The organism is Fusicatenibacter sp. (genome assembly GCF_050872605.1).
Taxonomy (GTDB): Bacteria; Bacillota; Clostridia; order Lachnospirales; family Lachnospiraceae; genus Fusicatenibacter.
The window spans coordinates 24,338-39,867 of sequence record NZ_JBNMHD010000030.1 but is presented as its reverse complement, the minus strand read 5'-3'; the positions used below and the strand labels follow the sequence as shown (position 1 = coordinate 39,867).

General features: G+C 47.6%; 13 protein-coding genes. 11 read left to right on the top strand and 2 right to left on the bottom strand.

Features of this window, described 5'->3' with window-relative positions; translation table 11 throughout:
- The 5 genes from ACY2VT_RS09945 to ACY2VT_RS09925 all read left to right on the top strand — a co-directional run.
- On the top strand, positions 1-186 hold a 186-nt coding region (locus tag ACY2VT_RS09945; protein ID WP_461879785.1), incomplete at its 5' end, for a hypothetical protein.
- 56 nt (positions 187-242) lie between these two features.
- Positions 243-2,291, top strand: a complete 2,049-nt coding sequence (locus tag ACY2VT_RS09940; protein ID WP_461879784.1) for a beta-galactosidase — start codon at positions 243-245, stop codon at positions 2,289-2,291.
- A 40-nt stretch (positions 2,292-2,331) separates the two neighbouring features.
- Entirely contained in the window at positions 2,332-2,526 is a 195-nt protein-coding gene (locus tag ACY2VT_RS09935) for an HPr family phosphocarrier protein (RefSeq protein ID WP_461879783.1), read from the top strand.
- A gap of 312 nt (positions 2,527-2,838) precedes the next feature.
- Positions 2,839-3,369 carry a GNAT family N-acetyltransferase gene (locus ACY2VT_RS09930; protein ID WP_461879782.1) on the top strand — a complete coding sequence of 177 codons (531 nt, stop codon included), beginning with the start codon at positions 2,839-2,841 and terminating at the stop codon, positions 3,367-3,369.
- A gap of 281 nt (positions 3,370-3,650) precedes the next feature.
- Positions 3,651-4,607 (top strand): calcium/sodium antiporter, encoded by a 957-nt coding sequence (locus ACY2VT_RS09925; protein WP_461879781.1) that lies wholly within the window; start codon positions 3,651-3,653, stop codon positions 4,605-4,607.
- Between the two features lie 375 nt (positions 4,608-4,982).
- Here the strand turns inward: ACY2VT_RS09925 and ACY2VT_RS09920 are convergent, their stop codons facing one another.
- Positions 4,983-5,843: an AraC family transcriptional regulator gene (locus tag ACY2VT_RS09920; protein WP_461879780.1), complete on the bottom strand. Its 861-nt coding sequence runs from the start codon at positions 5,841-5,843 to the stop codon at positions 4,983-4,985.
- A gap of 128 nt (positions 5,844-5,971) precedes the next feature.
- Here ACY2VT_RS09920 and ACY2VT_RS09915 point away from each other — a divergent pair, with 128 nt between their 5' ends.
- The 6 genes from ACY2VT_RS09915 (at position 5,972) to ACY2VT_RS09890 (ending at position 13,968) form a co-directional block, all read left to right on the top strand.
- Positions 5,972-7,348, top strand: coding sequence for an MFS transporter (locus tag ACY2VT_RS09915; RefSeq protein WP_461879779.1), 1,377 nt, complete (start codon positions 5,972-5,974; stop codon positions 7,346-7,348).
- 25 nt (positions 7,349-7,373) lie between these two features.
- Positions 7,374-9,023 carry a glycoside hydrolase family 43 protein gene (locus ACY2VT_RS09910; protein ID WP_461879778.1) on the top strand — a complete coding sequence of 550 codons (1,650 nt, stop codon included), beginning with the start codon at positions 7,374-7,376 and terminating at the stop codon, positions 9,021-9,023.
- A gap of 26 nt (positions 9,024-9,049) precedes the next feature.
- On the top strand, positions 9,050-9,280 hold the full coding sequence (locus ACY2VT_RS09905; RefSeq protein WP_461879777.1) for an HPr family phosphocarrier protein: 231 nt from the start codon (positions 9,050-9,052) through the stop codon (positions 9,278-9,280).
- Between the two features lie 200 nt (positions 9,281-9,480).
- Positions 9,481-11,274 (top strand): family 43 glycosylhydrolase, encoded by a 1,794-nt coding sequence (locus ACY2VT_RS09900; protein WP_461879776.1) that lies wholly within the window; start codon positions 9,481-9,483, stop codon positions 11,272-11,274.
- Between the two features lie 695 nt (positions 11,275-11,969).
- Positions 11,970-12,278: an LPXTG cell wall anchor domain-containing protein gene (locus ACY2VT_RS09895; RefSeq protein WP_461879775.1), complete on the top strand. Its 309-nt coding sequence runs from the start codon at positions 11,970-11,972 to the stop codon at positions 12,276-12,278.
- A gap of 118 nt (positions 12,279-12,396) precedes the next feature.
- Positions 12,397-13,968, top strand: coding sequence for an AAA family ATPase (locus ACY2VT_RS09890; RefSeq protein ID WP_461879774.1), 1,572 nt, complete (start codon positions 12,397-12,399; stop codon positions 13,966-13,968).
- Positions 13,969-14,034: 66 nt separating this feature from the next.
- Here ACY2VT_RS09890 and ACY2VT_RS09885 read toward each other — a convergent pair whose 3' ends face one another.
- Positions 14,035-15,450 carry an alpha-L-fucosidase gene (locus ACY2VT_RS09885; RefSeq protein ID WP_461879773.1) on the bottom strand — a complete coding sequence of 472 codons (1,416 nt, stop codon included), beginning with the start codon at positions 15,448-15,450 and terminating at the stop codon, positions 14,035-14,037.
- Between the last annotated feature and the right edge of the window lie 80 nt (positions 15,451-15,530).

The following is a 15,530-nucleotide window of genomic DNA, read 5'->3' as shown; positions in this document are numbered from 1 at the left end:
GCAAAAAATTCAGCACCGCAGAGCGTGAATTACTGCGTCACAGATTTTCGTCGTACCCCGGTACGCCTTCAAATCTGTTCCTTGCAATTCGCGCTCTGCAGCACTGCCTTTTTTGCATTATTTTCGGGTCTTGCTATAAAATGGAGAACAGATAAAAGAATTGAGACGATACGTTGGAAACCTTAAAAGAGTGGACAGAACCTTAAAAACCGGGTATAGAAAAAGCCTGTACAGGTTTTAAAATGAAAGTAAGAAAAACGGTAAACCGGAAAGAGAGGGACGGAAAAATGAGCTTTTGTATTGGGGAAGACAGGCTGACAGAGGGCGCCAAAATCCTGGAGACAAACGACAGAGGCGCACTGCTGGAACTGGACAGAGAAGGAGCCGGCATTTTGCTTCCGGAGTTCCTTTCCAGAAAAGAGCAATATTTCATATTTAAAGTAAAAGCACTGGAGGAGCACAGTGTTTCCATGAATCTTCTGATTTACGGGGAAGATCCTGCAGAGCCGGTTATGAACATCCGCTTTGGCATTCTGCCGAAGCTGGAAACGCAGATGTGCATTGACCGTAAATGGTTCGAGGGCAATGTACTGTTCCCGGAAAACCTGCCGGGAGGCCTCAAGATCGTCTGTCATGGACGACGGATTGCGCAGGAGGAAATCACAAAAGTGGAGCTTTCCTCCCTGCCCGCGTTTCATAATCTGAAAATTGCACTGACCGATCTGGATTTTGTAAAAGAAGTGCCGGAGGTGAATCTGACCGATGAAAAACTGGTCGATGCATTCGGTCAGAATAAGCGGAAAGAGTGGAAAGAAAAAATTCATTCCGAAGAGGAGTTAAAAGAGAAAATGAACTGCCAGCTTGCGGAGCAGGGAAAACCGTTCCCGTTTGCAGATTGGTCGAAATATGGCGGCTGGACACGCAAAAAACTGACGGAAGGAACCGGATTTTTCTCGAAAATCAAAGAAGAAAACGGCAAGTGGTGGCTGGCTGATCCACTTGGCTATGCGTTCTTAAGCGTCGGTCCGGACTGTGTCGGCCCGGAAATCGACTGCCGGATCGATGGACTGGAAAAGAATCTCGACTGGCTGCCGTCCGAAGACGACGGTGACTACGGTACATTTTTCCATTCCCAGCATGTGATCCCTGGAAGAAGACGAAAATTCAAGAGCTTTTCGTATTCCAAAGCAAATCTGTACCGCGTCTGGGGAGAAAAGTGGAAAGAAAACTGGCGGCCGATGATCGTCGGACAGCTGAAAGCCCACGGTATGAATACCCTTGGCAACTGGAGCAGCGATGAGCTGTTTGGAACAACGGAAATTCCTTATGTAACATCGCTTCCGGAATTCCCAACGACGAAACAGAACATTTTCCGTGATTTCCCGGATGTGTTCAACGAGGAATACGAAGAGGCGGCAAAGAAAAATGCACAGGAATTAGCACCGCGTGCCAACGATCCATGGATGATCGGTTATTTCCTGCGGAATGAGCCGAGCTGGGCATTCGTTGACAATCTGGTACTGGCAGATGAGGTGCTGTACAATTCGGCGCGCACCAGCTGCAAGGAAAAGCTGATTGCGCGGATGGAGGAAAAATATCAGACGATTGATGCACTGAATGAGGCGTGGAAGACAGAGTTTGCAAGCTTCACCGAGCTGTATAAACCGCAGAAGGAAATTTCAAAACGCTCTGCGGCGGCAAAAGAAGATATGCGTGCATTCTCCAGAGAGATGCTGCGGCGCTACGTGGAAATCCCATCACGCGCCTGCCGGGCGGTCGATCAGAACCATATGATTCTCGGCATGCGCTGGGCCTGGATTTCAGATCCGGATCTCGTTGAGGGATGGGAGAACTTCGATGTCTTCTCCATCAACTGCTACGCGGTTGACCCGACGAGTGCCATTCAGAATATCGTCGATCTCGGCGTGGATCTGCCGGTGATGATCGGAGAGTTCCACTTCGGAGCACTTGACGCAGGTCTTCCGGCAACGGGCCTTGAGGGTGTACTTTCCCAGAAAGACCGTGGAATTGCCTGCCGCCATTACTGCGAGAAAGCCGCGGCCCATCCAAACGGCGTCGGCTGCCACTACTTCCAGTGCTACGACCAGTTCGTGCTGGGACGTTTTGATGGAGAAAACTACAACATCGGACTGTTTGACATCTGCTCACAGCCGTACCCGGATATGATGGAACAGATTAAACTGTGCAGCAGCGAAATCTACGAAGTCGCAGACGGACAGAAAGAACCGTGCGAGGAAACAGCGGATTCCATTCCGATGATTGCATATTAAAAAGAGAAATACAAAAAAGAAAAGCAAGGAGTAATAAGCCATGAAAAACATGAACATTTATTTAAATACACCAGAAGATGCTATCAATTTTGTTTCGACCGTATCGAAAGTACCGTACGAGGCAGATTTATCTTATGGACACTGTATGGTAGATGCGAAATCCATTTTGGGAGTGCTGGGTATGGCGGTTCGTAAAAAAGCAAAGCTGACTATTTACGGAAAAAAATATGGATGAAGTAGCGAAAGAACTGCAGAGGTATGCAGCGTAAAACAAATATGGAATGAAGCGATTAAGGAAACTATAAAATCCAGAAAACGATCCAGACATAATAGACAAAATTTGTTTCATAGAAATCTGGTAACTATTCAGAGCCATGCGAAATGGAAGAAAAATTGTCAGAAACAAAAAAAGCCCTGTGCCGCGTTCAATACGCAGCACAGGACCAAAGTTGATTTGGGACTGTCAAAATGGGTTGATTTGTTCGCAATACTGTGCTACTTTTGAATAAAAAATTTGAAAAGTCGGAATTTTGGAGGTATAAACAAAATGATTGAGATTAGAACAATAGACACACAGCATAAAGTGGACATCAACATTCCAAATGAGCCGTTTCAGATATTTGGGCGTATTATCCCGTCGTACAACGGCAAGGAATGGACATATACACTTCTTCGCTTTGCTCCCGAGGACGTTACAGAGATGTGTTTCCCGGACGAAAACTACAACTACGATTCCATGCAGGACAGCGTTTTTCTCGGTGCATACGATGGGGACAAGTGTGTGGGGCTGGCAATCCTGCAACCGGGCTTTTTCAAGTATATGTATCTGTATGACTTGAAGGTAAATAAGGAGTACCGCGGACAGCATATTGGAAGGATGTTAATGCAAAAGGCAAAAGAGATTGCCGTGCAAAACGGCTATTGTGGACTTTATACGCAGGGACAGGATAACAATCCGGGAGCATGTCTGTTTTATTTGAATTCCGGCTTTTACATTGGCGGATTAGATACAAATGTTTACCGTCATACCAAGCAGGAAGGCAAGGCAGACGTTTTGTTCTATTGCGAATCAGATTAACTAATTCCTGTTTGTAACCATCTACCTGAAAACGCAAAAACACCCCGATGGAAGAGAAGAAGTTATCCATTGGATAGGAAAGAGAAATAAAAAACGTTGACGAAAAAAAAGAAATTTGATAAACTGGAAAAATAAAAGGGAGTAGCTAGCCAACCGTGTTCACTTCTTCGTCAGTACAGCTATTGATATTCAATAACTCGGAAAGTGATTAAATAGCGAGACTTTTACTGTAGATGCAGTAGGAGTCTCTTTTTTTATGCCTATAACACCTGCTGCAAAGAATGCAAAAGAAAGAGAGGAAAATACGTATGATGTTACAGGCAGGAATTTTGATAGTGGGTTTCCTTTTTCTGGTAAAAGGAGCAGACTGGTTTGTGGAAGGGTCTGCAAGCATAGCAAGAAAGTTTGGAATTCCCCAGCTGATTATCGGACTTACCATTGTTGCAATGGGAACGAGTATGCCGGAGGCTGCTGTGAGTATTACCGCAGCGATGCAGCAAAACGCAGGAATTACGATAGGAAATGTGGTTGGAAGCAATATTTTGAATATTTTTATTATTCTGGGACTTACGGCATTGATAACAAATGTGGCAATACAAAGGTCTACCTTGTTTTATGAAATACCGTTTATGATGTTTGTTACGGTAGTTTTAATGATATGCGGAATGACAGGAGGAAAAGTAACGTTTGCCGAGGGCATAGTCTTATGGGTACTGTTTCTTGTATATCTTGGCTATTTGTTTGTAATGTCAAAAAAAGGGGAAAATCCGGAAGAAGAGGAAGCGAAAAATTATCCTGTCTGGAAATGTCTTCTTTTGATGATAGCAGGCGGAGTCCTGGTTGTAAAAGGAAGTGATTTTGCAGTCAGCGGGGCAACCGAGATTGCAAGATACTTTGGAATGAGTGAGCGTTTTATCGGACTGACGATTGTTGCTCTCGGAACATCCCTTCCGGAGCTGGTAACATCTGTGACAGCAGCAAAAAGAGGGAATGCAGGAATTGCAATCGGAAATATTGTCGGAAGCAATATTTTTAACATTTTGTTTGTAATTGGAACAGCAGCACTGATCTGTCCGGTGCCATTTGAAACTAAATTTATCGTAGACACAGGAATCGCAATTCTGGCAGGTCTGGTTTTATGGATTGGGACGTACAAGAACAGGGAATTACGGAAAACGTGTGGTGTCGTTATGCTTTTATGTTATGCAGGATATTTCGCATATTTATGTGTGGTATAAGATGAACCATTTTTGATGAAACCAGTATTTAAGCACCGACCATTTGGCCGGTGCTTTTGAACGGTATTTAGAGCATACGTGGATACGCACTTTTCCATGCCGGATACGGCAGCCATCTGTTCGCATGGGAATCATGTGTCGTTCTTCGTTAAGCCAGGTTAATGGAATGCATTCCGCTCTTCGCATTGCCAAACCCCATACATCCCATGCAGATCCTCGATACATTCAGATCCGAATTTCCAAGCTTTGTGTACTCCATAAAAATATCTTCCTGTACATGTATTGTTTTTTACCCTAAGATACCTTCATTGTAAATCCAACACGAAAATTTGTCCAATATCTGAGGCAAACATCCGGGTATGTTTTTTGAGCATGTTATGACGCAGAAAGACTTCCATTCCGCAGCTCTGTCGGCGTGCATCCGAACCGTTCGCGGAACATGCGGCGGAACAGTTTGTAGTTTGTAAATCCATGACGTTCCAGAATATGTGAGATCTGATCGTCCGTGTTGATGATGTCGTCATAGATGCGGGACAGCCGGATCTCATTCTGGTATTCGAGGAAAGTAACGCCCATGCATTTTTTGAAAAACCGGCAGAAATATTTCGCCTGCAGCATGGCGACATCGGCGATTTCAGAGAGGGGGATGGGGCGGTTGTAGTTTTCGGTGATGTAGTTTAAAACCGGGAAAATCTTTTCCAGATCACGGTTCCGCCGCGCCGTGTCTTTGGAAGCGGAAAACGTTCCGAAATTGTGATAAAGCTGGAACAGCACCTCAAAAAGCAGGCTGTTAAAACGCAGCACCGCCCCGTCCGCACCGGAATCAACGAGGACCTGCATCTTGAGGAGAATATCTTTAAACTGCTTCACCTTCGTCTGCATAATCCGCGTCTCCGCCGGATCGTGAAACGCAAACTGCATCTGCTTCACATCCGGAATAAACTTTTCCATAAACGCCACCGGGATCTGGAATACAATCGCGCGGTTCGGCTGGGCGCAGAGGGTTGAGTGGATCTGGTTCGGCGTGATCATCACACACTGTCCCGCAGAGATCCGAAACGAAGAATTCTCCACGGTAATCATCAGTTCCCCCTCCAGAAGATAGATAATTTCGACAGCATCATGCCAGTGCGAAGCAATGTAGCTGCCCGTGTCGACGGACGTATAGAACCGCACATTTGTCAGATCATTCAGCGGAATCAGCTCATAATTTGTCGGTGTCAGAATCCGTTCCATACAAAACCCTCCCGTAATAAACAGAAAAAAAGATACGATCGACCTATAAAAAAGATACTATCATATCTGGCAGAAAATCCGCAATCCCTTTATGATAAATGCGAAAAAAAGATTTACGGAGGAAATTTATGAAAGAAAAAAGAAAACTCACCCCGGCAGTTTTATTTGAACGTTTCTGCTACGGATGCGGAGATTTCGGATGCAACATCATCTACACTGCGATGTCTGCATTCCTGCTTTTCTACTACACCGACTACGCCGGAGTCAGCGCAGCGGCAGTAGGAACCATCATGCTGATTTCCCGTGTATTCGACGGTGTCAGCGACATCATCATGGGAACGATCGTAGACCGGACCCGGTCGAAATACGGTAAGGCACGAGTCTGGATGCTGCGGATGTGCGTACCGTTTGCGCTCGCCGGCATTCTGCTGTTTTCCGTTCCGACATCCCTTGGAAGTACGGCAAAACTCGTTTACGTTTTCATTACCTATAACCTGGTGTCCACCGTTGTTTACACCGCCATCAACGTTCCATACTCATCCTTAAATGCCCTGATGACACAGGATCCGTATGAGCGTTCCGTTTTAAGCATTTTCCGTAACCTTCTGGCAACCGCAGGAACCCTGCTGATCAACCTGGTTACCCTGCCGATGGTCGAGTTTTTCGGTGACAATGCAGCTGCATGGACCAAAACCTTCGCTGTTCTCGACGTGCTGGCTGTCGTTGCGTTCCTGCTGACCTTCATCGGAACGAAAGAGCGTGTCCATGCCGTTTCCGAGCTGAATGGAGAAACAGAAAAGATCAGCTTTGCTGATGGAATCAAAGCACTGTTTGCCAACAAATACTGGATCATGATGACCTGTGTTCTGGCCTTCTTCTTCCTGTACTACGCGATCAACGGCGGAGCAACCGTTTACTATGCAAAAGATATCTTAGGTGACAAAAACCTCGTAAGTACCATCAACGGAATCTACAATGCCGTTCAGATTGCTGCTATGTTCTTTATTGCGGGAATGGTAAAGAAATACGGAAAAAGAAATGTATTTTCCTGCGGTCTGATTCTGACCACCATCGGAATGCTGGTTCTGGAATTCGGCGGCGGCTCCATGCCGGTTATCCTCGTTTCCAGTCTGATCCGCGGTGTCGGAAATGCCTGCGGCGGCGCAACGATGTGGGCGATGGTATCAGACACCATCGATTACGGCGAGTGGAAAACCGGAATCCGTACCGAAGGTCTCGTCAACAGTGCCTGCAGCTTCGGATACAAAATCGGAAACGGCATCGGTTCTGCACTTCTTGGTCTGATTATCGAGGTGAGCGGTTATGTCGGAGAGGCAGCAACACAGTCTTCCTCCGCACTGCTTGCGATCCGCCTGTGCTACACCTGGATTCCGATTGCGATCTTTGAGATCTGCTTTGTGATCCTGCGCTTCTATCACCTGGATACCGAATTTGCCGGCATCTTAAAAGACCTGAGAGATCGTGCAGAGAAAGCTGCACACTGAGAAAATAAAAAAGGAGGCATTCCCCATGATTCAGAACCCGATTCTTCCCGGCTTCCACGCAGATCCGTGCATCTGCCGGAAAGGGGACGACTTTTATCTCGCTGTTTCTTCTTTCGAATGGTTCCCGGGCATCCCGATTTACCATTCGAAAGATATGAAAAACTGGGAGCTGTATTCCCACGCCCTGCAGAATGCAGACGACCCGGACCTGAAAAAACTGCCGAGTGCAAAAGGAATCTGGGCTCCGTGCCTGACCTACTGCGAGGCGGAGGATCTCTTCTATGTGGTGTACGGCGTCATGAATTCCATGAATGCAAGATACTTCGATGTAGACAATTACGTCATCACCGCAAAAGATCCAAAAGGTCCGTGGAGCGAGCCGGTTTATCTGCATTCCACCGGCTTCGACGCAGCCATGTTCCACGATGATGATGGAAAGAAATACGTCGTGGCACTGGAATGGGAGACCCGTACCGAGTACGAAAAACCAGGTCCGATCAGCATTGTCGAGTACGATCCGAAAGCGAAAAAAATCGTTGGAATGCCGAAACGCTTCTGGCGCGGCGGCACCGACCGCGGATGCATCGAGGCTCCGCATCTGACAAAACGCGGCGAGTATTATTACATCATGTGCGCAGAGGGCGGCACCGGTTATTACCACGGTGTGACGATGGGACGTTCCAAAAACATTTACGGCCCGTACGAGGCAGATCCGTGCAATCCGATCGTAACCTCCAATCCGGAAGAGCACAACGAGCGTGCCGACTGGGATCACTTAAAACCGCGGTACTTCAACCCGGCAAGCAAACTGCAGAAATCCGGCCACGCAAGCTACGTCGATCTGCCGAACGGCGAGACCTGGCTGGTGCATCTGACTTCCCGTCCGTTTGTGCCGGAGCTGCGCTGTACCCTTGGCCGTGAGACTGCGATCCAGCGCATGGAGTGGACAGACGACGGGTGGCTCCGCATGAAAGACGGCGGAAATCTGGCGCAGGAGTTTGTCGAGGAGAGCAGCCTGCCGGAAGTACCGGTGAAAGCACTCCCGACGCACGACGATTTTGATTCGGAAGAACTGTCGATCGGCTACTATGCACCGCGCATCGACCCGCTTTCCTTCGTAGATTTAAAAGCAAGACCGGGCTGGGCAAGACTGCGCGGACAGGAGTCGGGATGCTCCCTGAACAAGGCAAGTATTCTGGCAAGAAAGCTGACGAGTGTACAGGCGACGATCGGAACAAAACTCGATTTCACGCCGCTCAGCTATCAGCACACCGCGGGACTGATCCTGTACTATGACAACATGAACTTCGTGTATCTCTACAAATACTTCAGCGAAACCCTGAACCACAGCGCCATTTCTGTGATGCAGGTCGAGAATGGAGAAAAACGCGAATTCCCGGAGGCAAGAACATTCGTCGAGGACGGAAAAGATATCTGGATGCAGATGAAAATCCGCGGCAGAAAATCGCAGTTCTACTGGTCTCTCGACGGCGAAACATACGAGGAGATCGGCCCGTGCTTCGACACGACGAAATTCTCGGATGAGTATTCCAACTTTGGTGAGTTCACGGGAACCTTCGTGGGAATTACCTGCGGCGACCGCATGATGCATTCCCACACGGCCGACTTCGATTTCTTCGATTATGAGGCCGACGATCACGCAGACGTAGAGTAAACTATTTCAGGAAAGGAAGACATCATATGGTACGCAGAAAAGTAAAACTGGAAGAAATCAGCGAAATTCAGGAATTCAACCGCATCTGTTTCCAATTCGACTGTGACATGGATCTGGTCGGCGGAAAATATTATGTGGATGCAAAATCCATCATGGGAATTTTCAGCCTGAATCTCGATCTGCCGCTGGAACTCATTGCAGATACGGACGATGAGAAACTGGTGGATGAGAAGTTTGCGAAATATATCATCAAATAGAAAATAAGCATGAAAAGGGACGGGAGCTTTGCGGCTTCCGTTCTTTTTCTGTCCGGGGATGAAAAGAGTCCAAAAAGTGCAACAAAAAAGTCAAATCAGAACATTTCCTTTCCGCGCAGGATATGCTAAACTTTTTTATAATGAGAAAAAAGGATGTACGAACAGGGGTTTTTACGTACGGTCCGGAAAGAGGAAACTTCATGAAAAAACAGTATTTCTGCAATCCATTAAACATGGACTACCGTTACCAGTTTATCGAGGATATGAGGAGCGGCGAGGACAAGATTTCCCGCGAGGCCGCCGATCCGTCGATGATTTTATTTCAGGGAAAATATTATATTTTTGCATCCATGACGTTGAGCGTCTGGGTTTCGGAGGATATGGTTCACTGGGAGAGCCACCGTCTGCCGGACAGCCTGCCGCTGTATGACTATGCGCCGGATGTGCGCGTGGTTGGCGATTACGTCTATTTCAGCGCATCCCGCCGCGGCACGATCTGTGATTTTTACCGCACAAAAGATATCCTGAACGGCCCGTTCGAGCGCATCCCGGGAACTTTCGATTTCTGGGATCCGAACCTGTTTCTGGATGATGATGGAAAGCTCTATTTTTACTGGGGCTGCAACAACGTAACGCCGATCTGGGGCGTCGAGCTCGACAAAGAGACAATGGTGCCGAAGACCGAGCGGATCGAGCTGATTTACGGAAATCCGGAAAGAATCGGATATGAGCGTGTGGGAGAAAACCATTCCAAAATGCCGCTCAGCGAAGAGGAAGCTGTAGAAAAATTTAAAGAATTTCTGAAAGCACAGGGAAAACCGGTCGATGAACTGACGGAGGAGCAGATTGGATTTGCCAAAATCATGTTCAGCCAGAGACCATTCATTGAGGGCGCATGGATGACAAAGCACAATGGAATCTATTACCTCCAGTATGCCGGTCCGGGAACGGAATTTAACGTTTACGGCGATGGTGTTTACGAGAGCGATTCTCCGCTCGGCCCGTTCCATCTGGCGAAGAATAATCCGTACTCCTACAAACCAGGCGGATTCCTGCGCGGCGCAGGCCACGGTTCCACGATGGAAGACCGCTATGGAAACTGGTGGCACACCGCGACGATGCAGATCAGCAAAAACCACGATATGGAGCGCCGCGTCGGCATCTGGCGGGCTGGCTTTGACAAAGACGGTGTCCTGTTCTGCAATCAGCAGTTCGGTGACTGGCCGATGGCAGTCGAGCAGGCGAAAGAAGATCCGTGGGCAAAACCGGAGTGGTATCTCTTAAGCTATCAGAAAGCGATGACCGCCTCCTCCTGCGAAGAAGGCAGAGAGCCGTCGTTTGCAGCAGATGAAAATGTCCAGACCTGGTGGCGCGCTGCCGGAAATCAGCCGGGCGAGTGGCTGGCAATGGATCTTGGCGAGGTAAAAGATGTCCACGCCGTGCAGATGAACTTTGCCGACGATAAAATCGACGCACCCCTGCCGGGCGAGCGCCAGGGCGAACGATACATCGACCCGGGCCAGCACAAAACAAGATGGCTCCTTGAGGCATCCGCCGATGGCACGAACTATTTTGTATTAGAAGACAAATCCAACGCAGAGACAAACCTGCCGCATGATTTCGTTGTAAAAGAAGAAGGCGTACAGATCCGCTATCTGAAACTCACCGTCTTCGAAGTACCGTACAGCCAGAATCCATGCGTTTCCGGTCTCCGAGTTTTTGGACTTGGAAACGGCGAAAAACCGTCCGCACCGCAGTACCAGGCAGAGCGCATCGGAACGATGGACATGCACATCACCATCGAGCCGCAGGCAGATGCCGTCGGATACAACGTCCTCTGGGGCTTTGCACCGGACAAACTGTATCACAGCTGCATGGCCTTTGCCGCAGAGCAGAACATCGGCGCGCTGGTAGAAGGCGAAACGGTGTATGTGAGAGTGGATGCGTTTAATGAGAATGGAATTACGGAAGGAAACGAAATAATCGAATTATAAACATAAGAATTTTTTTGACATTTTCACAGATGCGTGCTAATATGATTATAGAAAAAGGGTGATACCGATAGACGGTTAGTCCGTTTTACTATTTAGAATATCAAAGATAACCGCTTAGTTTGCAGACAGGGCGGTTATTTTTGTGGCTTATTATTATCCTTGCCAAAGGTATATCCAAGACCAAAGCAGGTTAAGCCGAAGCTTACAACCGCTATGAAGTCAACAATACTCATGGCTTAGCCCTCCTTTCCAGTGGATTCCCTTTCGGGTTTCTATGTAATCAGAGGGGTGCTGAGTGCCGGTGGCACTCGTTTAGCACCGACCGAAACGGAGTGTAGACCACAGTCCCTCTGGAGAAGGACTAACCGCCTACCGTTATGGTAGCACCCATGTATCGGTTATAACAGTTAAAAACTGCAGGTGCAATATAAAGTTGTAGAGAAAAGATAACAACTGCAGAAGAAAATATTTTTCAAAACTTACACAAAAAAATTGACAAACCAGCTCAGGTGCAGAAATGTACTTGAGCTGGTTTTGTATAAACTTTACGTTTACTCTTAAATAAGATTATTTTTAAGAGTGATTGTAAACTTCGTTCTTTTCGTCTCCATACAATAATACCGAAGCATAAAACACCCCGTTCGCGCACCGGAACTGCGCTGTTCCGTGGTATCGTTCGGCTGTGCTCTGCACCGATGAGGTTCCCGTTCCAAAGCCTTCGTGTTTGGTGGAAAGGAACCGCTGATACCCCAACGCCGCTCCCAACCAAAGAGCCGACCAGAACCCCAACGAAAACCCCAAGCCTGACCCCATCACCAACGAGAGTCCCATCCGTCTCACCAACCCTGTCCCCGACAAAAACCCCAGACAGCCAGACCGGAAAAGACAACCCATCCACCGGCGACCAGACCTCCCCGGGAAAATGGATCTTCGGTGTAATCGCATCAGGCATTGGACTCGCGGCGGTATACAGGAAAAAGAAAGAAGATAAGCAGGAATTATAAAAGAAAAAGATCGAAACAATGTCAAAAACAGAATGTCGTTGTTTCGATCTTTTTGTTGATAAAGTTTCTGTGGAAGAATATACTATAACTATTAAATAGGAGAAGGAGGAGCAGCAGATTGGGAACCTATTTTAATCCGGATGGGGAAGCGTTTCGAAAGATGATTCAGTCTGAAATTTATGTTGATAAAACAGGGTTGCTGAATTACACGAACAGCGTTCTGAATACAATGCAGGGATACCTATGCATCAGCAGACCGCGTCGTTTTGGAAAATCAATGGCTGCCAATATGCTGGCTGCCTATTACAGTCGTGAGAGCAGAGCTGAGGAACTGTTTTCGGGGTTTGAAATTTCCGAAAGTCCGGATTTTCAGAAGTACGCCAATCAATATAACACGATATTTCTGAATATGCAGGATTTCCTGAGCCAGAGCGGGAATGTTGCGGAGATGATCGCATTGCTGCAAAAAAGCGTTCTGTGGGAGCTGCTGGGCGAGTATCCGGGTTTTCGATATTTTGACGAGACCAACCTGGCACGGACAATGCAGGATGTGTATCAGCAGACGAAAATACCGTATGTAATCATTATCGACGAATGGGACTGCGTGTTCCGGGAATTTAAAACCGATCGGGAAGCGCAGGAAAAATATCTGGATTTTCTGCGGAATCTGATGAAGGACAAGAGCTACATTCATCTGGCATACATGACAGGAATCCTGCCGATTAAAAAATATGGAACACATTCTGCTTTAAACATGTTCGACGAATTTTCCATGATCAGCCCGGGGCCGCTGGCAGAATATGTAGGATTTACGGAAGAAGAAGTAAAACAGCTTTGCGAAAAGTATCAGATGGATCTGGAAGAAGTGAAAAACTGGTACGACGGATATTCTTTCGAACAAGTACCGTCTGTTTACAGCCCGCGATCTGTCGTAAACTGCATGCGTTTCCATAAAATCGAAAATTACTGGAATCAGACAGAAACATTTGAAGCGTTGCAGGTCTATATTGATCTCAACTTCGACGGCCTGAAAGACGACGTACTGAGCATGATCGCCGGAGAAACCGTACCAGTCAACACAGGCAGTTTCACAAATGATATGGCGACATTTCGGACGGAAGATGATGTATTTACATTGCTGATTCATCTTGGTTATCTGGGATACGATGAAAAAAATAAATGTGTTTTCATTCCGAATGCAGAAGTACGGGCGGAATATATCAATGCGGTTTCCGTTTCAGACTGGGGTGAGATTTCAAAAGCACTTAAAAATTCAGCAGACACCCTGCAGGCAATCTGGCAGATGCGTCCGGAACAGGTAGCAGAAGGAATCAAAGAAGCACATTTTGAGACGTCAATGCTTCAGTATAATGATGAAAACGCATTGAGTTATACCGTCTCTCTTGCACTTTACGCCGCAAGAAATTTCTATCAGGTATACCGGGAACTGCCGGGTGGAAAAGGATTCGCCGATCTGGTCTTTGTACCGAGAAAAAAATTCGCAGATAAACCAGCATTAGTTGTAGAACTGAAATGGGATAAGTCAGCAGAAGGTGCGATTCAGCAGATCAAGAAAAAAGAATACTGCCGAAGTCTGGAAGAATATCAGGGAAATTTGCTGCTCGTAGCGGTTAACTATGATAAGGCTACGAAGGAGCATGAATGCAGAATAGAAAGATATCAGAAGTAGAATATTGGGAAATTATTGAAGCCCCAGAGCACACAAAAAATAAGTGTCTCTGGGGCTTCTCATAGTTTATTTCGCTTTCTTCATCTCAAACACCAGCGCAATCGGTGCCGAGCCTCTTCTGTAGCCTGCCGGAACGGTGATGACAAGGCCGCCTTCCACTTCCTTGAAAGCGACTGCCTCCCCATTCTCCACCATGCAGATCTCCGAAATCTTCGTCTCGGTATACGGTACAAAAATCTCAGCCTCTATCGACTCCTGCACCGTCGGATACAGCCGGAATACATACACGGAGTCACCCTTCTGTGTGAACGAAAGGTTTCCGCTCTGGTACGGTGCGCAGATGCGGGTTCCGTAGATGGCGTCGCCGTATGTTTTCATCCACTGGCCAAAGCCGTTCAGGCTGTCCCAGGCGTCGACCGGGATACGGCCGTCTGGCTGCGGGCTGACGTTCAGTGCCATGTTGCCGCCTTTGGCAACGATGTTGACAAGCAGGCCGACAAGTTCACGCGGGGATTTGTAGTGATCGCCGTACTCGTACGTAAAGTCCACGCCGAGTGTCAGGCAGCTCTCCCACGGAACGTTCAGCGGCTCTTCCGGAATGCAGAGCTCCGGTGTTACATAGTTCTCATAAGCGCCGCCGATCGTACGGTCAACGGAAAGAACCCATGGCTGAATCTTACGCGCTTCGTCAACAATTCCTCCAAGATCAATATCCTGTCCGTTATGCTCGCATACCCAGCCGGCATCGAACCAGAGAATATCCAGCTTGCCGTAATTCTCGCAGAGCTCCAGCACCTGATTCTTTGTATACTCTTTGAAACGGTTCCACACCTCCGGGTACTCTTTCGGATCGTAGGACGGTCCGCGGGAAGTCATACCATCTTTTCTCAATTCCTCATTCCAGTAGTCCGGGCAGTGCCAGTCTGCTTTGGAGAAGTAAGCGCCGATGCCGATACCTTTCTCACGGAATGCATCAAACATGGTTTTTACGATATCCGCATTCTTGTGCTCATGGAACGGGCAGTCCTCTGCGGTTGTCTTATAATCGGTATATTTCGTATCCCACAGGCAGAATCCGTCGTGATGCTTTGTGGTCAGAATCAGATAGCGGAATCCGCAATCCTCTGCCATCTGTGCCCACTCCTCCGGCTGGAAACGGACCGGGTTGAACGAACGGTTCAGATTAAAATACTGTTTTTTGAACGTTTCTCCGTCTGCCCAGTTTACCTGGTGGCGGGACCAGTCAGAATCCTTGTCGCTTAATGCCCAGGAAGCAACCATACCTGGCTGGCAGTACAGACCGAAATGCATCATCAGTGCCAGTTTCTGGTCCTGGAACCATTCAAGCTGCTGCAGAATGGCCGGATCGGTCGGACGCACATACGTTTCAGCGGCACTGTAGTTGTGAACACCCTGGGAAACAATTTCCTGTTCCGGATCAGCGGCTGTTTGATTCTCGTTTTCTAAATTCTCTGTGCTCATGAGAGAGTCTCCTTTTCGTCAGATAGAATTTCACACCAACACTCGAAGATACTCGAAAAACCTGCTGTTAGCAGTTCTTT